Raw genomic sequence first — 20927 nt, 5'->3', positions numbered from 1 at the left:
CCGGCGGCCTCATGATGGAACGGCCAGGCGCGCGGATCAGTCGTGGAGCCGACAGCTGGAGCGGTCGTCTCGCGCGGATTTCGGCGCACTGACGGGAACATTCGAGAATAGTATCCCTGCAGCTATGCAAATATATCGAGCGGGGTGTTGCCTGATATCTCGGGCGGTGTCCAGGCCGGGGTGGGGCGCCTCAGCTCCCGACGGGGAGGGTCCCGGCCCCGCAGGAGAGGCGGCCCGCGACGCGATCCCGTCCCCGCCGGACCCAGCCCAGACCCCAACCCAGCCCAGACCCCAGACTCGACCCCGGACCCGGCTACGGCCCGGTGCACGCGCCGTAGGCTGGTCGGGTGAACGGCCGCAGCTACGAGGTCCGCACGTTCGGGTGCCAGATGAACGTCCACGACTCCGAACGGCTCTGTGGGCTGCTGGAATCCGCCGGCTACTCCCCGGTCGATCCCGGCGGCGAGGCGGATGTGGTCGTGTTCAACACCTGCGCGGTGCGGGAGAACGCCGACAACCGCCTGTACGGCAACCTCGGCCAGCTAGTCCCGGTGAAGAAGGGCCATCCGGGCATGCAGATCGCGGTCGGGGGCTGCCTCGCCCAGAAGGACCGGGCCGCGATCCTCGACCGGGCGCCCTGGGTTGACGTGGTCTTCGGCACGCACAACCTGCACCGACTGCCCGTGCTGCTGGAGCGCGCGCGGCACAACGCGGCGGCCCAGGTCGAGATCGCCGAGGCCCTGGAGGTCTTCCCGAGCTCCCTGCCGACCCGGCGGGCCAGCCATCACTCGGCCTGGGTCAGCATCAGCGTGGGATGTGACAACACCTGCACCTTCTGCATCGTCCCCAGCCTGCGTGGCCGCGAGCGTGACCGCCGGCCGGGCGACGTGCTCGCCGAGGTCGAGGCCCTGGTCGCGGAGGGCGCCCTGGAGATCACACTGCTGGGACAGAACGTCAACTCCTACGGGCGCTCGCTGGGCGATTCCGGTGCCTTCGCGAAGCTGCTGGCCGCCTGCGGTCGCGTCGACGGTCTCGAACGTGTCCGATTCACCTCACCGCATCCGCGCGACTTCACCGACGACGTCATCGAGGCCATGGCGACCACCTCGAACGTGTGCCACCAGCTGCACATGCCGTTGCAGTCCGGGTCGGACACCGTGCTGCGCCGCATGCGCCGCTCGTACCGTCGGGACCGTTTCCTCGGCATTGTCGAGCGGGTGCGGGCGGCCATGCCCGACGCGGCCATCACCACCGACATCATCGTCGGCTTCCCTGGCGAGACCGAGGCGGACTTCGCCGATACCCTCGACGTGGTGCGGGCGGCCCGGTTCTCCGGCGCCTTCACCTTCCAGTACTCGCCTCGCCCGGGCACCCCGGCAGCGACCATGGACGCCCAGGTGGACCGGGCGACCGTGGCCGACCGGTATACCCGGCTGGTGGCCCTGCAGGACGAGATCTCCTGGGCGGAGAACCGGGCCCTGGTCGGCCGGCGGGTCGAGGTGCTGGTCTCGGAGGGGGAGGGGCGCAAGGACGGCGCCACCGGCCGGATGTCCGGCCGGGCTCGGGACGGACGGCTCGTGCACTTCCGCGCGGACGAGGCCGCGAGCTCGTCCACCGGCTCGGGCCCGAGGGCGGGCGGCGCCGCGCCCGCGGTCGCGGTGGCGGTCGCGCCTACGGTGCGCCCGGGCGACGTCGTCGAGACGGTGGTGACGCGGGCAGCACCCCATCACCTCACCGCCGACGGCCCCCTGCGGTCCCACCGGGCGACCCGTGCGGGGGACGCGTGGGCGCTCGGGCGTGACGGTGACGGTGGCGGTGCGGCAGCCGCGCAGCAGCCGGCAGACGGACGGCCGATCGTCACCCTGGGCATCCCGTCCCTGCGGCCGTCCTCGCCCGATCCCGTCGGCCCGGCGTCGGCCGACGCGGCGTCGGCCGGCGCGGACGCCTGCTGTACTCCGGTACGTCGATGACCCTCGTCGCCGCCGCGGTCTGTCCTCATCCTCCGTTGCTGGTTCCCGAGGTCGGCCGTGGTGAGCCGGTCGAGGCGCGGGCCGTCGCGGTGGACGCGGTGCGCCTGCTGTGTGCCGCCGAGCCGGACACGATCGTGGTGGTGGGTGACGCGGCGACCGAGGTGTCCTACGGCCCCGCCGCGTCCGGGTCGCTGGCCGGCTTCGGGGTGGATCTCCGGGTGGATCTTGGCCCGACCGCGCCGGCCCCCGAGCCGTCGTCCGTCCTGTCGTCGCCCGCTCTACCGTTGTCGATCACGATCGGCGCCTGGCTGCTGGGCGTCGTCGGTTGGCCCGGCGCCCGCACCGCCGTCGGGGTGCCCGCGGAGATCTCCCCGGACGGGGCCGTCGCACTCGGATCGCGGCTGGTCGCGGGCTCCGCTCCGCAGGAGCGCCTCGCCCTGCTCGTGATGGGCGACGGCTCGGCCTGTCGCACGCTGAAGGCTCCCGGCGGGTTGGACCCACGGGCCGCGGCGTTCGACGCGACCGCCGCCGCGGCGCTGGCCGCAGGGGATCCGGCCGGCCTGCTCGCCTTGGACCCGGGGTTGGCCCGGGAGCTGCTCGCCGCGGGCCGGGCGTCCTGGCAGGTCCTGGCCGGCGCCCTGCTCGCCGCGACCCGGGACGGCCCGGGCCCGGCGTCCCCGGGCCCGGGGTCCCTGGGCCCGGGGTCATGGAACAGTGACCTCCGGTATGACGACGCGCCGTATGGTGTCGGCTATCTGGTTGCCCTCTGGACACGGGATGTTGCCGAGCGAGGATGAACGGGCAGGAGGAACCGCGCCGGGGACCGGTGGTGGCGGTCGTGGGGCCGACCGCCGGCGGCAAGAGTGACCTCGGCATCGAGATCGCGCTCGCCCTCGGCGGCGAGGTGGTGAACGCGGACTCGATGCAGCTCTACCGTGGGATGGACATCGGTACCGCCAAGGTTCCCGAGGCGGAGCGTCGCGGGGTGCCCCACCATCTGCTCGACGTGTGGGACGTGACGCATCCCGCGGACGTCGCGAGCTTCCAGGCGGACGCCCGCCGGATAATCGACGGCCTGCTCGCCGCCGGGCGCATTCCGGTGCTGGTCGGCGGTTCCGGGCTCTACGTCCGCGCGGTTCTTGACAATCTTGCCTTCCCGGGGACCGATCCGGGCGTCCGGGCGCGGTGGGAGGAGGAACTGGCCCGCGTCGGCGCCCCGGCGCTGCACGACCGGCTGGCCGCGCGGGCGCCGCAGGCCGCCGCGGCGATCCTGCCCAGCAACGGCCGGCGGATCGTGCGTGCCCTGGAGGTCGTCGAGCTCACCGGAACCTTCACGGCCACCCTGCCGGAGCACCGCTCGGTCTATGAGGTCGTGCAGATCGGCGTGGATCGCCCCGATCTCGACCAACGGATTGCGGACCGGGTGGAGAAAATGTGGGGTGCTGGTTTTCCTGACGAAGTGCGAAGGTTGGTGGAATGCGGCCTGCGGGAAGGCCGAACCGCGTCTCGCGCACTGGGATATGCCCAGGTTCTGGCCTGGTTCGACGGCGCAATGGACTCCGCCGAACAGGCCAAGCTCGCCACAATTACGGCGACGCGGCGCTTTGCCCGTCGACAAAGATCCTGGTTCCGGCGGGATAACCGGATAGCCTGGTTGGACCAACCAGATGTCACCCAGGTGCGACGGCTGGTGGGTTCGCTCTGACGGGTGATCGGCCGACCGGGTCGGGGTCGATCGGGCCGCCGCCAATGCGCGGCGTCGCCGGTGACCGGTGCGCGGCGGCCGGTCCCGCACGGCGTCTGGAGAGATCGATGTGACCGCGCCCACCTCTGATGCTGGTACCCCACCCGACGATGCTGGTACCCCACCCGACCTGACTCTCGTCCCCGCGCTCTATGCCGCCTTCGACGATGGTTCTCTGCGGCTGCACTTCCAACCGGAGGTCGACCTGCGCAACGGGTCGGTGCCGGGGATGGAGGCCCATCCGCGGTGGCTGCACCCGGAACGCGGGGTGCTGGGTCCGGCGGATTTCATGCCGATCGCCGCGGCCGCGGGCCTCGTCCATCAGGTGGACCAGTGGGTGCTGCGGATGGCCGTGACCGAGGCGCGCACCTGGCATCGGATGGCGGTCGGGACGCCGATCCGCCCGCCCCGGTTGTGGGTGAACATCGATGGCCGCCAGCTTGCCAGCCTCGCCTTCGCGGCCGAGGTCGACCGGCTCGTCTCGGGCCGGGTGCTGCCGGCCGGGGCGATCGGCCTTGAGTTCAGCGAGCAGACCCTCGGACTCGCCGCGCCGATGGTGCCCCGGTTGCTGACCCGGCTGCGTGCCCTCGGGGTGGCGATCGCCGTCGGGTCCTTCGGCACGTGGCTGGGCTCGTTGGCCGTGCTCGACCAGCTGCCGTTGAACCTCGTCAAGATCGACGGTCTGTTCCTGCGGGCGACGATGAAGGACCTCGAGGGTGAGGCCGTGCTCGCGGCCATCGTCCGGCTTGCCCACCAACGCGGCCTGCCCGTCGTCGCCGACGATGTCGACACCGCGCGCCTGGCGTCCCGGGTGGTGGATCTCGACTGCGATCGCGCCATCGGACCGGTGTTCTGTCCGCCGGTGCCGGTGGAGGACGCTCGGATGATCGCTCTCGGGCGAGGCCGGCCCGACCGCTGGTACAAGCCGTCGCATTCCGACGACCGGATGCGGGAGTGGGCGCGGGCCGCAGCCGGCTGACGCCGCCGCGGGAGCCCGGTCGTCAGGTGCCGAGCGGCATCCCCCGTACGATCGGCGACGTGCGGGACGAGCTGGAACTGCGATTCGTCAAGGGCCACGGGACGGGCAACGACTTCGTCCTGCTGCCGGATCCCGACGGGGACCTCGACCTCACCGCGGACCTGGTGCGCGCGCTGTGCGACCGACGGACCGGCATCGGGGGCGACGGGGTGCTGCGGGTGGTGCTCTGCGCCGCGGTTCCCGAGGCGGCCGGTCTGGCCGGCCGGGCGCGCTGGTTCATGGACTACCGCAATGCTGACGGTTCGGTTGCCGAGATGTGCGGTAACGGCGCCCGGGTGTTCGCCCGCTACCTCGTCGACGCCGGATACGCCCAGCCCGGACGGTTCCACGTCGCGACCCGCGCCGGGTTGCGGCTCGTCGAGGCCGCGGTGGACGGTGACGTCACGGTCGACATGGGACCGCCGCGGATCATCGACGGACCCGGGGCCCCGGTCACCGTCGCCGATCGTGACTTCACCGCGACCGCGGTCTCGATGGGTAATCCGCACGCGGTCTGCTTCGCCGGCGACCTGGACGTCGCCGGGCTGCGTCGGCTCGACCTGACCCGACCACCGTCCTTCTCCCCGGTTGACTTCCCGGACGGGGTGAATGTGGAGATCGTCGTCGACCGGCCGGCTGGGGTGGCGATGCGGGTGTTCGAACGTGGGGTCGGGGAGACCGCGTCCTGCGGCACCGGTGCCTGCGCGGTCGCGGTGGCCTGGGCGGCCCGGCGAGGTGCCCGGCCGGCGGGTGCGCCGGTCGAGGTCGAGGTGGATGTGCCCGGCGGCGGCCTGGTCGTGATCTGGCAGCCGGAGACCGTGCTGTTGCGAGGGCCCGCCGAGCTGGTCTTCGACGGCGTGCTGCGCCGTGCGGAGGCCCACGACCCGGTCGGGTGAGGTGTCCGTTTCCTGCAAGACCCGGCCCGCCTGCCTGCCCTACGGTGCCCTCATGCCACCATCGTTCACCCTGACCGGTGTGATCGTCGCTGATATGGCCCGGTCCCTGGCGTTCTACCGCCGGCTCGGCCTCGACCTGCCCGCCGGGGCCGACGCCCAGCCGCACGTCGAGGTGCAGCTGCCCGGCGGTCCGCGCCTCGCGTTCGACAGCGAGGCGACCATCCGATCCTTTGATCCGCGCTGGTCGGCGGGTACCGGCTCGCCGCGGGTCGGGCTGGCCTTCGCCTGCGACACGCCGGACGAGGTCGACGAGGTCTACGCCGACCTCGTCGGCGCCGGTCACGCCGGCCACCTTCCGCCCTGGGACGCCTTCTGGGGCCAGCGGTACGCGGTCGTGCTCGATCCAGACGGCAACCACGTCGACCTCTACGCCCCACTGCCCGTAGCGGCCGCGACATCCGCGACATCCGACACCGAGACGTCCAGCTCGTCCTGAACGTTGACATTTCGGATGAGGTGAGTCGGCGGAACTCCGGCGAGCGCGCGTACCTCCCGGGCGAGGTGCGCCTGGTCGGCGTAGCCGGCCTCGGCCGCCACGACCGCGAACGGGATGCCGGCCCGCGCCGCGTGCAGGGCGTCCTGCATCCGGAGGATCCTGGCGAGCGTCTTCGGGCCATATCCGAAGACACGCCGGCAGCGACGCAGCAGCTGGCGTTCGCTCAGCCCGACTGTGCGCGCGAGGTCGTCCACAGGCGCCCGGGCGCGGGCACCCGCCAGAACGGCGGGAACCAACCGGTCCACGAGCGCCGGGTGAACGGGCCGGGCGGCGATCGACGACTCGAATGCGACCAGGGGATCAGCGGCCATGGCGAGCCGCTCGGCGAGTCGCTGCGCCGGTCCGTCGCCCCACAGGTCGGTGAGCGGGACGCGTTGGTCGCGCAGTTCGTCCGCGGCCACTCCGAGGTGGGATGGTCCAGAGCCCGAGTCGAAGCGGAGCCCGACGTGCCGCACGCCTGGTGCCCAGCGCACCAGCTTCGCCGCCGTGTCCGGCCCCGCGACGATCAGATTGGCGTCGGAACTCCAGATGATGTCCATGCATCCGTCCGGCAACACTCGCCGACTGCCCACCACACCTGTGCGCTCGGTGCGCTCGGTGCGGTCCGAGGGTCCGGTGCGGTCCGGATGCCGGTCCGCCGTCGTCCGCGTGGTGTCCGGGGGGTGTCCAGGGGGAGTCGGGCGGCCCGAGCTGTCCCAGATCGTCGCGGCGAGGCGGTGGGCCCGTCTTTCGTGGTACTCGTGGTACACGTCGCAGAGGCTACGTCGGCGGGGCGGCAAAACGGTTCGCGATCGACGTGGTGACGTGGGACCCTGGTTGGCGACGGGATTCGCCGGGAAACGAGGGGGAGGCGCGCCACGAGTGCGGCAGGGTCTTCCGGTCCGGCGGATCCTCCTCGGGCCACCGGGTCGTGGGGCCCGGCCGGAGCAAGCGGCACGGAATGATCGCGGAATGGTGCGGTAGCGGGCCGCGTTGAGAACGGATGGTATGACACTTCCTGCTGACGCCTTCGATGCGTCCACTCTCGACAGATCCCTCATCAAGCTGACCGAAGCCGATTCGTCTTACCTGCCGAACTTCTTCGACGATTCTGGGGACGGTTTCGACCTGGAGGATCGCGCCGCGTTGCGGCGGGTTCCCGGTCTCGCCACCGAGCTCGACGACGTCACCGAGGTCGAGTACCGGCAGCTGCGGCTGGAGCGTGTCGTCCTCATCGGCGTATGGACGTCGGGTTCCCCGCGGTCGGCCGAGAGCTCCATGGCGGAGCTCGCGGCGCTCGCCACGACCGCCGGTTCGGTGGTGCTCGACGCGCTCGTGCAGCGTCGCGACCGGCCGGATGCCGCGACTTACGTCGGTTCGGGCAAGGCCCGCGAGCTCGCCGAGGTCGTCGCGGCGACCGGCGCGGACACGGTGGTCTGCGATGGCGAGCTCACCCCGGGTCAGCTGCGGCAGCTGGAGGAGGTCGTCAAAGTAAAGGTCATCGACCGGACGGCCCTCATCCTGGACATCTTCGCCCAGCACGCGACCTCTCGCGAGGGCAAGGCCCAGGTCGAGCTCGCGCAGTTGCAGTACATGCTGCCCCGGCTGCGTGGGTGGGGTGAGTCGATGTCGCGGGCCGCGGCCAGTGGCGGCGGCCGGGCGCCCATCGGTACCCGTGGTCCCGGTGAGACGAAGATCGAGACCGATCGTCGGCGGCTGCGGGCCAGGATGGCGCGGTTGCGCCGCGAGCTCGCCGCGATGACGACCGTGCGGGAGACCAAGCGTTCCGCCCGGCGGCGGGGTGAGGTCCCCAGCGTGGCGATCGCCGGTTACACCAACGCCGGTAAGTCGTCGCTGCTCAACCGGCTGACCGGCGCGGGTGTCCTGGTCGAGGACGCGCTGTTCGCCACCCTTGATCCGACCGTGCGGCGGGCGACCCTGCCGGACGGCCGGGCCTTCACCCTGACCGACACCGTCGGATTCGTCCGGCATCTGCCGCATCAGATCGTCGAGGCGTTCCGCTCGACGCTGGAAGAGGTCGCCGATGCCGATCTCATCCTGCACGTTGTGGACGGATCATCGCCGGAGCCGGCCGCGCAGATCTCCGCCGTGCGCGAGGTTCTCAACGACATCGACGCGGGCGGCGTTCCCGAGCTGATCGTCGTCAACAAGGTGGACGCCGTGGAGCCGACGGTCGTCGCGGGGTTGCGCCAGCTCGCCCCGGACGCCGTGTTCGTCTCGGCACGCACGGGCGAGGGGCTGGCCGCGCTGGTCGACGCGCTCTGTGCCCGGGTGCCGCATCCCGACGTGGAGATGCGCGTGCTCGTGCCCTACACCCGGGGCGACTTGGTCTCCCGGGTGCACGCGAACGGCGAGGTGCTCACGATGGAGCACACCGAGACCGGTACCCGGCTGTCCGCCCGGGTTTCCTCGGGACTCGCGGCGGAGCTGCACGCCTACCGGGCCTGAGCCCAGGAGCGATCAGACGCGAGGCAACCCGGCCGGCCGCCCGCCGGGCGGCCGGCCGATCCACATCAAACCCTGCGGAGCACAGCCACGATCCGGCCGAGGATGGTCGCATCCTCACCGGGGATGTCGGCGAAGGCCGAGTTCTCCGGATGTAGCCAGATCTTGCCGTCCCGAACCCGCAGACGCTTGACCGTCGCCTCCCCGTCGATCATTGCGGCGACGATCTCCCCGTTGTCCGCGACCGGCTGCTGGCGGACGACCACCCAGTCACCGTCGCAGATCGCCGCGTTGATCATCGAGTCGCCGACGACCCGGAGCAGGAACAGAGTGCCCTCGCCGACGATCTCCCTGGGTAGCGGGAAGACGTCCTCGACCGCCTGCTCGGCCAGGATCGGGCCACCGGCGGCGATCCGGCCCAGCACCGGCACGTAGGCCGCGTCCGACTTGCTTCCTTCGGTGGTGCCCGGCGCCGCCTCACCGACGATGGGAATCGTGCCCGCCACCGTCGTCGCGCCCGCGCCCACATCCGCGCGTTGCCGGGGGTGCTCGACGGTCAGCACCTCCATCGCTCTCGGGCGGTTCGGGTCCCGCCGCAGGTAGCCCTTCTCCTCGAGCACCTTGAGCTGGTGAGCCACACTACTGGTGCTGGTGAGGCCGACCGCCTCACCGATCTCCCGCACGCTGGGCGGATATCCGCGCCGCTCCACCGCGGCCCGGATGACCTCCAGCACCCTGCGCTGCCGGGGGGTCAGGCCCGCGTCCGTGGGGCCTTCGGGAAAGGCTCGCACGTTGCCGCGGGTTCCGCCCCGGCGCGTACCCCTGCCTTGGCTAGTCATCGCTTACCGCTCTCCTCGTCGCGTTTTTCTTCCGCCGTGCGGCCACCGGCCGGCCGGCGACCGCACGGCGGACCGTCCCGCTCCGGAAGCGGTCACCCACCGACTCGCCGCCGTCCGTGACCGGGGGAAACCGCCCGGTTCACACCCGACCGACTCGACGGTAACCGGCGGGTCGCAGAATCTCAAACGTCTGTTCGAGCGTGTCCCTGGCGGTTTCCGGTTCCCGATGCGACAATCGACCACGCGTTCGATCGAACGAAGGTTCGATCTTCGGTGTTCGGTGTCGTCGGAACGGGAGGGTGCCGTGGGATCCGCACACAGGGCGCGGGTCGTCGACCTGTCGATGGCCAGGGACCGGGTGGGTCATCGGCCGCCGGGTCGCCCGCCCGCACCCCCGCCGGGTCGCCCGCCCGCACCCCCGCCGCTCCGGCTGACCCGGCGGGGTCGGGTGGTGGTGGTATCGATCGTCGTGGCGGTCGTCGTGGCGGTAGCAATCATGATCATGCCTGGGGTGTCGATTGCCGGGCCGGATACCGCGGAGGCGCCGCGGCACCATCTGGTCATGCCGGGGGAGACGCTGTGGGAGGTGGCAGTGGCGCTCGACGAGAGCGCCGACACCCGGGTCATGGTGGACCGGCTGATGCGGCTGAACCACCTGCGGTCACCACTGATCGCCCCGGGCCAGTCGTTACTCCTTCCCTGACGCCCGGCTTCCCGGGTCCACGAGTGTCTCGGCGCAGGGTTCTCGCGCACCGTCGTCTTTCGTCCACGTGCGGTGCCACGTGCGATGCGGACCACACGGACCATACGGGGGTGCTGTCCTCATCTCTGGGGCCGTGCGCTACCTTGGACACAACATCTGGTGCTTACCGGGGTGTAAGTCATCCACAGGTTGTTCCACAGGTCTTCCGCGGGGAGCTGGCGGTCCATCCACAAGGTGGTCTGTCCGGCGTGGATGCCGGGTCCTCAACGGTGTCCCTCATCCCCGGTCCGGGGCGGTCGGCTCCGGCGCGGGCGAAGGAGGCGTAGCGCGTGCGGTGCCCGTTCTGCCGGCATCCGGACAGTCGCGTCGTTGACAGTCGGGAGGCCGAGGAGGGTTCGGCGATCCGCCGCAGGCGGTCCTGCCTGTCCTGCGGTCGCCGGTTCACTACGATGGAGGAGGCGTCCCTTCAGGTTCGCAAGCGCAGTGGGGCGGCCGAGCCGTTCAGCCGGGCCAAGGTCATCGCCGGTGTCCGCAAGGCCTGCCAGGGCCGGCCGGTGCGGGATGATGATCTCGCGCTTCTGGCGCAGCGGGTAGAGGACGCCGTCCGCTCGTCGGGGTCGGCGGAGGTGCCCGCGGAGGCGATCGGCCGGGCGATCCTCGGTCCGCTCCGTGAGCTCGACGAGGTGGCTTATCTCCGCTTCGCCTCGGTGTACCTGGCCTTCGAGTCGTTGACTGACTTCGAGTCCGCGATCGCCGCGTTGCGCTCCGAGGCCGCCGGACCTCCCACCACGCGGGATGGACCAGCACGACCGGTCCCGCGTGGCGCCGTCGATGTCTCGCCGGTGATCGGCACCCAGCAGGTGCATAGCAGGTAGGGCCGGGACCGCTCGACCGAAAGCGTCATACATCGCCCTGGCTCGCCGTGCCGGCCCGGTCCCGCCGGCGACGGGTGACATCCCGCGTCGCGGCCGTGCGAGGACCGCGGACCTCCCGGACGGCACGCATGCGGCCCGGCTCGACCTGGCTGGTGCCGTTCGCCGTGCGTGTGTTTGCCGTGCGCGTGCTCGTCCCCGCGGGCACCGCCGTGCGTCGAGGTCCGGCCCCGCACCGTCCCGACGTCCACTGGCTGCGGCCTGGGGCGGGGATGCCCACAACACATTGTTGAAGGTTGAAGCTGACGAGTGAAGACGAGGAGCGTCATGACCGACAGCCGCGGCACGAAGCCGAGCAGGTCAGCGGCGAAAGCGAGTGGGTTGAAGATCCAGCGGTCACGTACCACCGCCGGCGTCCACCCGTACGACGAGGTCACCTGGGAGTCCCGGGACGTCGTCATGACCAACTGGCGGGACGGCTCGGTCAACTTCGAGCAGCGGGGAGTGGAATTCCCGCAGTTCTGGTCGGTGAACGCCTCCAACATCGTTACCAGCAAGTACTTCCGTGGGGCGCCCGGCACGCCGGGGCGGGAGTGGTCGCTGCGGCAGTTGATCGATCGGGTCGTGCACGCCTACGGCGCGGCCGGCCGCGAGCACGGCTACTTCGCCTCGGACACCGACGCCGAGATCTTCGAGCACGAACTGACCTGGATGCTGCTCCACCAGGTCTTCAGCTTCAACTCGCCGGTCTGGTTCAACGTGGGAACCCCCGCGCCGCAGCAGGTCTCGGCGTGCCAGCCCTATGACGCCCTCGTCAGCACGCCATCCGGTCTGGTTCCCATCGGCGCCTTGGTGGAGACGGACGCGGTGGGGATGAAGGTCTTCGACGCGCACGGTCTGACCCAGGTGATCGCGACCAAGTCCAACGGCGTCAAGGACGTCCTGCGGATCTGGACGAGGGCCGGTCACGCGCTCGACGTCACCGCCGATCATCTGGTGTGGCGGAGCACCTCCGCGGGTGCCGGGGCCTTCGTCCCCGCCGGCGCGCTGCGGGCCGGGGACACCCTCGAGTGGCATCGCACCATCGCCCCGGGCGAGGGTGAGATCACTTCACGGGAGATCGCCGAGGCGGCGCTCGCGGGCCGGCTGCAGGCGGACGGTTTTGTTGGTCGGTACGCCGGTACGAACGCCTCGCTGACCATCGAGGCGATGACTGTGCCGACCCGGCTGTATGATGCTCCGCTACCCGTTGTCGCGGCTTATCTGCGCAGCCTGTTCCAGGCCGATGGCTACGTGTCCCGCCGGGAGCGCTCGACGCTGATCGGGCTGGACATGATCAGCGAGGGCCTCATTCGCGGGGTGCAGGGTTTGCTCGCCCGGTTCGGCATCTTCGCGCGGGTACGCCGCGAGGCGGATCCGCGACCCGACCGCCACGACCTCTGGAGCCTGGGCATTCAGAACGCCGGTGACCGGCGGACGTTCGCGGACGAGATCGGCTTCCTCGATCCGGTGAAGGCCGCGAAGCTGGAGGCGTCGTTCGATCAGCCCGGCCAGGCCGCGAAGCCGGTGAAGCGGTTGCAGATCGAGCGCATTGAGCCGCGCGGGCCGATGCCGGTCTACGACATCCAGACCGACAGCGGCGAGTACCTCTCCGCCGGCCTCCGTGTGCACAACTGCTTCATCCTCTCCGTGGACGACACCATGGAGTCGATCCTGAACTGGTACCGGGAAGAGGGGCTGATCTTCAAGGGGGGTTCCGGGGCCGGGCTCAACCTGTCCCGCATCCGGTCCTCGAAGGAGCTGCTGTCCTCCGGGGGCACCGCCTCCGGGCCGGTGAGCTTCATGCGCGGCGCCGACGCCTCGGCGGGTACGATCAAGTCCGGTGGCGCGACCCGGCGGGCGGCGAAGATGGTCGTGCTCGACGTCGATCATCCCGACATCGTCGAGTTCGTGGAGACGAAGGCCCGGGAAGAAGACAAGATCCGGGCGTTGCGGGACGCCGGCTTCGACATGGACCTCGGCGGGCGCGACATCGCCTCCGTGCAATACCAGAACGCCAACAACTCCGTCCGGGTGACCGACGAGTTCATGCGGGCGGTCGTCGACGGCGGCGGCTTCGACCTGCGGGCCCGCCTCGACGGCCGTGTCCTGGAGACGGTGGACGCCCGCGGGCTGTTCCACACGATCGCCGAGGCCGCGTGGGCCTGCGCCGATCCCGGCATCCAGTACGACGGAACGATCAACGACTGGCACACCTGCCCCGAGAGCGGCCGGATCAGCGCCTCCAACCCGTGCAGCGAGTACGTGCACCTGGACAACTCCAGCTGCAACCTGGCCTCGCTGAACCTGCTGAAGTTCCTGCGCCCGGACCGCAGCTTCGACGCCGAGGCGTTCGTCGCGGCGGTCGAGTTGATCATTACCGCGATGGACATCTCGATCTGCTTCGCCGACTTCCCGACGCCGGAGATCACCAGGGTCAGCCGGGCCTACCGGCAGCTCGGCATCGGCTACGCCAACCTCGGTGCCCTGCTGATGGCCAGCGCCCGGGCCTACGACTCGGACGGCGGCCGGGCGCTGGCCGCATCGATCACCTCGCTGATGACGGCCACCGCCTACCGGCGCTCCGCCGAACTCGCCGGGATCGTCGGCGCCTACGACGGCTTCGCCCGCAACGCGGACGCGCACCGGCGGGTGATGCGCAAGCATGCCGCCGCGAACGACGCGGTGCGCAGCGTGCACGCCGAGGACTCCCGGATCCTCGCCGTCGCGTCCCGGGAATGGGCCCGGGCGCAGACCGTCGGCGAGAAGCACGGATGGCGCAACGCGCAGGCCAGCCTGCTCGCCCCGACGGGCACGATCGGTCTGGCGATGGACTGCGACACCACCGGCATCGAGCCGGACCTCGCCCTGGTGAAGATGAAGAAGCTGGTCGGCGGCGCCAGCATGAGGATCGTGAACCAGACGGTCCCGGCGGCCCTGCAGGCGCTCGGCTACCCCGAGGAGACCATCGAGGCGATCGTCGAGTACATCGCCGAGTACGGGCACGTCATCGACGCTCCCGGCCTGCGTCCGGAGCACTACGAGGTGTTCGACTGCGCCATCGGGGAGCGCGCGATCTCCCCGATGGGCCATGTCCGCATGATGGCCGCGGTACAGCCGTTCCTCTCCGGCGCGATCTCGAAGACGGTGAACATGCCGTCGACCGCCACGGTCGCCGAGGTCGAGCAGATCTACCTGGAGGGGTGGCGGCTGGGCCTGAAGGCCCTCGCCATCTACCGGGACAACTGCAAGGTCGGCCAGCCGCTGACCGACGTCAAGGGGGCGAAGCAGGCCGCCGAGCTGGCCGCCACCCGGACCGGCACGGGAGTCGGGGTCGGCACGGGAGACGCGGTCGGGACCGCCGGCTCCGTCGGACCCGCCCCGGTGGAGGTCGAGTACCGACCGGTGCGCCGCCGGCTGCCGAAGACCCGCCCGTCGCGGACGGTGTCCTTCTCCGTCGGCGGGGCCGAGGGTTATCTGACCGCCGGTTCCTACCCGGACGACGGTCTCGGTGAGGTCTTCATCAAGATGTCGAAGCAGGGGTCCACCCTGGCGGGCGTGATGGACGCGTTCGCGATCGCCATCTCGATCGGCCTGCAGTACGGCGTGCCGCTGGAGGCGTACGTCAGCAAGTTCATCAACATGCGGTTCGAGCCGGCTGGGATGACCGACGACCCGGACGTGCGGATCGCCCAGTCAATCATGGATTATCTGTTCCGTCGCCTCGCGCTCGACTATCTCGACGCCGATCAGCGGGCCGAACTCGGCATCTCGACCGCGGCCGACCGGGCCCGTCGGGTCGCGGGTCAGTACGGTCCAGCGCCGGCGGTGGAGGCCGCGCGATCGGCGCAGCCCGCCGGGATCGACGGCCCGGCCGGATCCCAGGGGGCCGCGGTGACCGGATCCTCGGCTTCCGTCGCCGATCGGGGTGACCCGGGCGTCCCGCCCGGTCCGGCGGTAGGGAACGGCCCGGCGTACGTGGCACGGGAGTTGCGGCTGGCACCGCCCGGCGAGTCGCTCGTCGCGCAGACCGTGGTCGATGCTCCGCTCTGCTTCACCTGCGGGGTGACCATGCGGCCAGCTGGTAGCTGCTACGTCTGTGAGCAGTGCGGTTCGACCAGCGGCTGCAGCTAGGCGTCGCGGCGGCCGGTCCGACCGGGTGCCCGATGCGCATCGGGCACGCGGTCCGCATCGGGTGCCTGCTCCGCATCGGGTCCCTGCTCCGAGACAGTGCTCGGCGGTGTGGCTCAGTGCTCGGCGGCGAGGAGGTCGACCAGGAGCGCCGCGGTCCAGGAGAACCGGTTGCTGCCCGCGCCGGAACCGTCGAGGGGTGAGTAGTACTCGAACATCGCCCCGGACGATGCGATCATGTCGATCGTGTTCTGGCGCAGGTTCTCCGCGGCGTCGAGCCGACCGTAACGCTCCAGCCCGTCGGCAATCAGCCAGTTCATGTTGACCCAGACGGGACCCTGCCAGTAACACCGGGGAAGGAAGCCCGGGTCGTCGAGCGGCACGCTCGCGATGCCGAACCGGGACCAGTAGCGCGGTGAGGTGAGCGTCTTGACCATCTCGTCGACCCGGTCCTCGGGCACGACCCCGGCATAGAGCGGCAGGAACCCCGAGATCGTCTCGTGGCGCAGCAGCGTTCCCGTCCGGAAGTCGCGGCTGTAGTAGGTGCCGTCGGCGTGGAGCCGCTCGATCGCCTCGCGCGTCCTGTGCATGGACCGCCACAGCCAGGCGGGGATGGTCTGGCCGATCTCGGCGGCGATGGCGGTGAGGTGCTCGTTGGCCCGGATGAGGATCGCGTTGAAGGCGACGTCCTGGACGAGGGGGACGATGCTCCGACGGATCTCGCGGAAGTTGTAGTGCGCCCGCCGCAGCTCACGCACGATCCGGTAGAGCGTGAACAGGTCTCCCGAGGTGAGCCGCTCGTCGGGGGGAACCTCCTTGGAATCGCGCCGCAGCGCGTCCAGGGCGTCGCCGCCGTTGATCCGGCGCAGTGCCCGCACTCCCAGCGGAGCCGCCGGCCTGGTGATCTCCATCCAGGCCGGCGTGTTGTCCATCCCCGACTCCCAGGAGTGGACCAGGGTGACGAGACCGTCGTCGTCGGGGTCGCGTTCGAGGTAGAGCCACGTGTGGAAGCGCAGCAGGCCGGGGAACAACGCGCGGTAGAAGGCGTCGCGGGCGGATGGCGTCATCATGGCTGCGATCCGGACGGCGGCTTCGGCGATCATCGGCGGCTGGGTGACCCCCGTGCTCTGCACTCCGCCGGCGGTCGTGGTCACCTGGTCGCAGCGCCAGCGCTGCGGACCGGCGTGGTAGAAGTCCGAGGTCTCCGCGAAGATCACGTGGGGGATCATGCCGTTCGGCCACTGGCCTCGCAGCAGCGAGAGGACCTCCTTGGCGGCCCGTCCCGGGTCGAGACGGCGCAGTCCGATCGCGATGAAGCAGCTGTCCCAGAGCCACTGGTGCGGGTAGAGCGTCGGGGAGGGCCGGGTGATGTCGCCGAGGTCGTTGTCTCGTAGCACGTCGATCGCGGTTTCCCGTAGTGCCGCCAGGTCTGCGGGAAGGCTGGGGACGGACATCGTGTGAGAGTAGCGGTTACACGCTGTGCACAGAGGCAGGGTCCGTCGGGTGTGGCCCGCCTAACGGAATCGCCGTTCTCGAGCGCCTCGGCGTCGGGGTGGCGTCGGGGTGGCGTCGGCGGCGGCGCCCGCGTCGGCCCGCCGGTCCTTCCGTCCCGGTGGAGAGCCCGGGTCCGGGCCGGGTCGCGGGTGTCGGCTTGCCGACTACCGTTACGGGTTAGCACCGACTGGTGATCGTCAGAAAATATGGCACGGATGGTGGAACGCAAAAACTTCTACGGTGAGTAGTGGATCTGTTACTTAAAGTTGCCGTTGGCCTGATCCGCAGGCTGCTCGGCCACCAGAGAAGCTCAGGAGAGTTCGCGGTTCGCGCCACAGGGTGGAATCTGCCAGGTAGTCTTCGCGGCAGCGAGTGCAGCGTCTCGAGGGCTAGGGTCTACACTGCTTGGTAGGCCCGGCGATCGCTGATGTCCGGGTGTGCCTGCACGGGGAATGGTTCCGCGTCTTCGTTCGTTACCTCCCACGTGCACAGAACGAGACGACCCACCCGCACCGACCATCGGATTTGCCACTGATGACGCTGCCTGCTCTGGAACTTGCCGAGCGCACCGACGACAACCGCCCGCGTAGCCCGCGGCGTGCTCGTCGGGCCGCTCCTCCTGTCCGCACCGCTCCCAGCCGTTCGCTGGCCGCTGTTCCCGACGATACCGACGAGCTCGATGTGAGCGCGGTGGCCGAGGTCATCGCCCGTGGTCGCGAGGCCGGCGAGATCAGCCGCTCCGAGTTGCGTGATGTGCTCGAGTCCGCGGACATCGGTATTGAACTGTTGCCCGCTCTCATCGCGCGCCTCAACGCCGTTGGCATCGAACTCCTCGACGAGGAGGAAGCGAGCGACGACGCCACCGCCGCCAGCCGGTCCACCGCCGAACACGCGGGTACCGCCGACCTCGTGCGCATGTACCTGCGCGAGATCGGCAAGGTGCCGCTGCTCAACGCCGCCCAGGAGGTCGAACTCTCCAAGCGGGTCGAGGCGGGCCTGTTCGCTGAGTACAAGCTCGAGAGCGTCCCCGACCTGCCCGCCGACCTTCGTCGTGATCTCGGTCTGCTGGTCAAGGACGGCCATGCCGCCAAGCAGCAGCTCGTCTCGGCGAACCTGCGGCTGGTGGTCTCCGTCGCCAAGAAGTACAGCGGTCGCGGGATGACCCTGCTGGATCTGGTCCAGGAGGGCAACCTCGGTCTTATCCGCGCGGTGGAGAAGTTCGACTACGCCAAGGGCTACAAGTTCTCGACCTATGCGACCTGGTGGATCCGCCAGGCCATCGGCCGGGCGCTCGCCGATCAGGCGCGGACGATCCGCATCCCGGTCCACGTGGTCGAGCAGATTAACAAGATCACCCGGTTGCAGCGCCAGCTTGTCTCCACGCTCGGCCGTGAGCCGACCGACGAGGAGCTCGCCCTCGAGCTGGACATGCCGATCGAGCAGGTGGTGGAGCTGCGCCGGTATGCGCAGGACACCGTCAGCCTGGAGACCTCGGTCGGTGACGATGGTGACTCCGTGCTCGGTGACTTCATCGAGGACTCCGACGCGACCTCCCCGGCGGACGCCGCCTCCTACGGCGCCATGCAGGACGAGATCGAGAACGTCCTCGGTGGCCTGAGCCCGCGGGAGCGCGAGGTGATGCGGCTGCGCTTCGGTCTCGCCGACGGCAAGCAGCACACCCTCGCCGAGGTGGGCAACCGGCTCGGCCTGACCCGTGAGCGCATCCGTCAGATCGAGCGGGACACGCTTCGGGAGTTGCGCAAGCCCGCCGTCGCCGGTCGGCTGCGCGAGTTCCTCGACTGATCGATCGGGCGAGCGCACCTGCGGTCGAGTCCGCGGGGGCACGTCCACGGGTGCACGGTGCGGTACGGGTGCACGGTGCGGCACGGGTGGAAGACAGGAGTACCGCGATCATGGCGGTCACGTCATGATCGCGGGATCGATGAAAGTCGGATCTTCGTTTTTGCCGGGTGAAGATCCGACTTTGCTGTATCAAGCTCCGGGTTCGGCTTCTCCGTCGGATCCGGTGCCGGGTTCCAGTGCGCTTCCCGTCATCGGCTCCGACGCCGACCGCCGCGACCGGGCCGAGGCGGCGGCGAAGGGCAGCAGGGCATCGGGGTTGGCGACCGAGTCGAGGCTCACGGCCTCGTCCAGGGCGGTCCCGGCGAGCAGGCGCTTCACCGGTACCTCGAGCTTCTTGCCGGTGTGGGTCCGAGGGACCTCGGTGATCTCGATGATCCGGTCGGGAACGTGGCGTGGGCTGAGTTCGGCGCGCAGAACCTCGCGCAGCCGAGCGGCCACCGCCTCGGTCAGGCCGGGCTCGGTGAGGACGACGAAAAGGAGCAGCTCGCCGTGCCCGCGCTCGTCCGCGGTGTCGACCGCGAGGCTGTCGGCGATCCCGGGGACCCGCTCGACCACGCTGTAGAGCTCGCTGGTACCGATCCGGACGCCGCCGCGGTTCAACGTCGCGTCCGAACGTCCCTGGATGACGACGGCACCGGTAGGTGTGATCCTCGCCCAGTCCCCGTGGCGCCAGACGCCGGGGTAGACGGAGAAGTAGCTCTCCCGCAGCCGGCCGCCGTCCGGGTCAGCCCAGAAGCACAGCGGCATGGACGGCATCGGCGCGGTCACGACAAGCTCACCGACCTCGTCGACGACCTCCTCGCCGGCCTCGTCGAAGACGCGCACCGCGCAGCCCAGCGCGCGTGATCCGATCTCCCCGGCCCGCACCGGCATCGTCGGCAGGCCCGCCACCAGCGCCGTGCAGACGTCGGTGCCACCGCTGATCGACGACAGCATCACGGTCGGGCTCACCGCTTCGTACACCCAGGCATAGCCGGCTGCGGACAGTGGCGATCCGGTCGATCCGACGGTGCGCAGCCTGGACAGATCGGCGAACTCGCGCGGGACCAGCCCGGCGTCCTCGCAGGCCTGCAGGTAGCCCACGGACGTGCCCAGGCACGTGAGCTCCAGGGCCTCCGCCAGACCGAACAGGGTGCCGAGCGCCGGATAGCCGGGCGCTCCGTCGTAGAGCACGACGGTCGCGCCGACGAGCAGACCGGAGACCAGATAGTTCCACATCATCCAGCCGGTCGTGGTGAACCAGCAGAACCGGTCGTCCGGACCGAGATCGAGGTGCAACGCCAGCGACTTCAGATGCTCCAGCAGGATACCGCCGTGGCCGTGCACGATCGCCTTGGGGGGGCCGGTCGTGCCGGACGAGTAGAGGATCCACAGCGGCGCGTCGAAGGCGACCCGGGTGAACTCGGGCTCGGAGGTCTCCGAAGCCATCAGCTCGTCCCAGGTGAGCAGCCCCGGCAGCCCCGCGGCCCGGGCCCGGGAGAGCGCGTCCGGCCACAGGTACGGCACGATCACGCTTGCCCCGAGTCCCGGCAGGTCGCCCGCGAGCGCGGCGAGGGTGTCGAGGGCGTCGTAGCTCTTCCCGCCGTAGCTGTAGCCGTCAACGCCGATCAGGACCTTCGGGTCGATCTGGCCGAACCGCGCGCGCAGGGCCGTCGGGCCGAGCTCCGGCGAGCACGACGACCACACCGCGCCGATGCTGGCGGTGGCCAGCATCCCCACCATCGCGTAGACGGTGTTCGGCAGCACGGCGCAGACCCGGTCACCCTCGGCGACACCCAGGCTCCGCAGTCCCGCCGCCGCCTTCGCCACCTGCCGGCGCAGCTCGTCCCAGGACACCACGGCCGTGGCACCGTCCTCGCGCACGGCGATGACGGCCGGGGCCGGCCCGCGCCGGGTGAGCGCGTTCTCCGCGTAGTTCACCCGGGCACCGGGAAACCAGACCGCGCCGGGCATCGCCGCGTCGGCGAGCGCCGGACCGGTGCCGCGGTCCCCCTCGACCGCGCAGAAATCCCAGATCGACTCCCAGAACGTGTCCAGGTCGGTGACAGACCACTCCCACAGGCGCGTGTCGTCGGCGAGCTCAACCCCCCGCTCGGCGGCGAGCCAGGCGCGGTAGTTGGTCACCGCGGCCTGGCTGATCCGACGGGGAGGCGGTTCCCACAGTGGCGTGCCGGCAGCCACCGACCCACCATCACGGCCGGCCGGCTGCCGCCCGTCTTCCATCGCCGCATGGTCCGGTGTCACTCGGTCTGCTGCCACGGGCACTGACCCTAGGCCATTCCGGGCAGATCTACGTGCCTCATCGATGGCCCCGGATCCTCGTCATCGACACCACCGCTATCTCTGGGAGCGTGATC

The 20927-nt window shown here is 70.5% G+C and carries 15 protein-coding genes; 11 read left to right on the top strand and 4 right to left on the bottom strand.

Translation table 11 applies throughout. The features are described 5' to 3' along the window. Positions 1-347: 347 nt before the first annotated feature. The 6 genes from miaB to BMG523DRAFT_RS07330 all read left to right on the top strand — a co-directional run bounded on the left by miaB (position 348) and on the right by BMG523DRAFT_RS07330 (position 6124). On the top strand, positions 348-1970 hold the full coding sequence (miaB, locus tag BMG523DRAFT_RS07355; protein WP_043590726.1) for a tRNA (N6-isopentenyl adenosine(37)-C2)-methylthiotransferase MiaB: 1623 nt from the start codon (positions 348-350) through the stop codon (positions 1968-1970). Continuing rightward, positions 1967-2767 (top strand): class III extradiol dioxygenase subunit B-like domain-containing protein, encoded by an 801-nt coding sequence (locus BMG523DRAFT_RS07350; RefSeq protein WP_011437895.1) that lies wholly within the window; start codon positions 1967-1969, stop codon positions 2765-2767. Before miaB ends, BMG523DRAFT_RS07350 begins: the two co-directional genes overlap by 4 nt. Further along, positions 2764-3675 carry a tRNA (adenosine(37)-N6)-dimethylallyltransferase MiaA gene (miaA, locus tag BMG523DRAFT_RS07345; protein WP_023840375.1) on the top strand — a complete coding sequence of 304 codons (912 nt, stop codon included), beginning with the start codon at positions 2764-2766 and terminating at the stop codon, positions 3673-3675. Before BMG523DRAFT_RS07350 ends, miaA begins: the two co-directional genes overlap by 4 nt. 109 nt (positions 3676-3784) lie before the next feature. Then, complete coding sequence (locus BMG523DRAFT_RS07340; RefSeq protein WP_011437893.1) at positions 3785-4693, top strand: EAL domain-containing protein; 909 nt, start codon at positions 3785-3787, stop codon at positions 4691-4693. A 59-nt stretch (positions 4694-4752) separates the two neighbouring features. Continuing rightward, entirely contained in the window at positions 4753-5628 is an 876-nt protein-coding gene (gene dapF, locus BMG523DRAFT_RS07335) for a diaminopimelate epimerase (RefSeq protein WP_035941213.1), read from the top strand. A gap of 52 nt (positions 5629-5680) precedes the next feature. Next, on the top strand, positions 5681-6124 hold the full coding sequence (locus tag BMG523DRAFT_RS07330) for a VOC family protein (RefSeq protein ID WP_049761117.1): 444 nt from the start codon (positions 5681-5683) through the stop codon (positions 6122-6124). Here BMG523DRAFT_RS07330 and BMG523DRAFT_RS07325 read toward each other — a convergent pair. Continuing rightward, positions 6055-6741, bottom strand: coding sequence for a helix-turn-helix domain-containing protein (locus BMG523DRAFT_RS07325; protein ID WP_347272495.1), 687 nt, complete (start codon positions 6739-6741; stop codon positions 6055-6057). The genes BMG523DRAFT_RS07330 and BMG523DRAFT_RS07325 overlap by 70 nt on opposite strands. 430 nt (positions 6742-7171) lie before the next feature. Here BMG523DRAFT_RS07325 and hflX point away from each other — a divergent pair, with 430 nt between their 5' ends. Further along, positions 7172-8632 carry a GTPase HflX gene (gene hflX / locus BMG523DRAFT_RS07320; RefSeq protein WP_011437889.1) on the top strand — a complete coding sequence of 487 codons (1461 nt, stop codon included), beginning with the start codon at positions 7172-7174 and terminating at the stop codon, positions 8630-8632. A 65-nt stretch (positions 8633-8697) separates the two neighbouring features. Here the strand turns inward: hflX and lexA are convergent, their stop codons facing one another. Next, positions 8698-9468, bottom strand: a complete 771-nt coding sequence (gene lexA, locus BMG523DRAFT_RS07315) for a transcriptional repressor LexA (protein ID WP_011437888.1) — start codon at positions 9466-9468, stop codon at positions 8698-8700. A 304-nt stretch (positions 9469-9772) separates the two neighbouring features. On the opposite strand from lexA, the gene BMG523DRAFT_RS07310 reads away from it, so the two are divergent. From BMG523DRAFT_RS07310 to BMG523DRAFT_RS07300, 3 genes are all read left to right on the top strand, one after another. Further along, positions 9773-10171 carry a LysM peptidoglycan-binding domain-containing protein gene (locus BMG523DRAFT_RS07310; RefSeq protein ID WP_035909704.1) on the top strand — a complete coding sequence of 133 codons (399 nt, stop codon included), beginning with the start codon at positions 9773-9775 and terminating at the stop codon, positions 10169-10171. Positions 10172-10500: 329 nt separating this feature from the next. Beyond that, positions 10501-11046 (top strand): transcriptional regulator NrdR, encoded by a 546-nt coding sequence (gene nrdR / locus BMG523DRAFT_RS07305; protein ID WP_011437886.1) that lies wholly within the window; start codon positions 10501-10503, stop codon positions 11044-11046. 324 nt (positions 11047-11370) lie between these two features. Continuing rightward, positions 11371-15216, top strand: coding sequence for a vitamin B12-dependent ribonucleotide reductase (locus tag BMG523DRAFT_RS07300; protein WP_011437885.1), 3846 nt, complete (start codon positions 11371-11373; stop codon positions 15214-15216). Between the two features lie 113 nt (positions 15217-15329). On the opposite strand, the gene BMG523DRAFT_RS07295 is transcribed toward BMG523DRAFT_RS07300, so the two are convergent. After that, complete coding sequence (locus tag BMG523DRAFT_RS07295; protein ID WP_011437884.1) at positions 15330-16667, bottom strand: amylo-alpha-1,6-glucosidase; 1338 nt, start codon at positions 16665-16667, stop codon at positions 15330-15332. Positions 16668-17241: 574 nt separating this feature from the next. Here BMG523DRAFT_RS07295 and BMG523DRAFT_RS07290 point away from each other — a divergent pair. Then, a complete protein-coding gene (locus BMG523DRAFT_RS07290; protein ID WP_011437883.1) occupies positions 17242-18510 on the top strand; it encodes an RNA polymerase sigma factor in 1269 nt (422 codons plus the stop codon). A 189-nt stretch (positions 18511-18699) separates the two neighbouring features. Here BMG523DRAFT_RS07290 and BMG523DRAFT_RS07285 read toward each other — a convergent pair whose 3' ends face one another. After that, positions 18700-20751: an acetoacetate--CoA ligase gene (locus BMG523DRAFT_RS07285; RefSeq protein WP_235462936.1), complete on the bottom strand. Its 2052-nt coding sequence runs from the start codon at positions 20749-20751 to the stop codon at positions 18700-18702. Positions 20752-20927 lie beyond the last annotated feature (176 nt).

The sequence above is a fragment of the Frankia sp. BMG5.23 genome (assembly GCF_000685765.2).
Classification (GTDB): domain Bacteria; phylum Actinomycetota; class Actinomycetes; order Frankiales; family Frankiaceae; genus Frankia; species Frankia casuarinae.
This window is presented reverse-complemented; position numbering and strand designations above follow the sequence as displayed.

Bases quoted from the DNA above. Each gene is read 5' to 3' on its own strand.
- BMG523DRAFT_RS07350 (WP_011437895.1), top strand. From the start codon at position 1,967: ATGACCCTCGTCGCCGCCGCGGTCTGTCCTCATCCTCCGTTGCTGGTT.
- miaA (WP_023840375.1), top strand. From the start codon at position 2,764: ATGAACGGGCAGGAGGAACCGCGCCGGGGACCGGTGGTGGCGGTCGTG.
- BMG523DRAFT_RS07330 (WP_049761117.1), top strand. From the start codon at position 5,681: ATGCCACCATCGTTCACCCTGACCGGTGTGATCGTCGCTGATATGGCC.
- hflX (WP_011437889.1), top strand. From the start codon at position 7,172: ATGACACTTCCTGCTGACGCCTTCGATGCGTCCACTCTCGACAGATCC.
- lexA (WP_011437888.1), bottom strand. From the start codon at position 9,468: ATGACTAGCCAAGGCAGGGGTACGCGCCGGGGCGGAACCCGCGGCAAC.
- BMG523DRAFT_RS07300 (WP_011437885.1), top strand. From the start codon at position 11,371: ATGACCGACAGCCGCGGCACGAAGCCGAGCAGGTCAGCGGCGAAAGCG.
- BMG523DRAFT_RS07295 (WP_011437884.1), bottom strand. From the start codon at position 16,667: ATGTCCGTCCCCAGCCTTCCCGCAGACCTGGCGGCACTACGGGAAACC.
- BMG523DRAFT_RS07290 (WP_011437883.1), top strand. From the start codon at position 17,242: ATGACGCTGCCTGCTCTGGAACTTGCCGAGCGCACCGACGACAACCGC.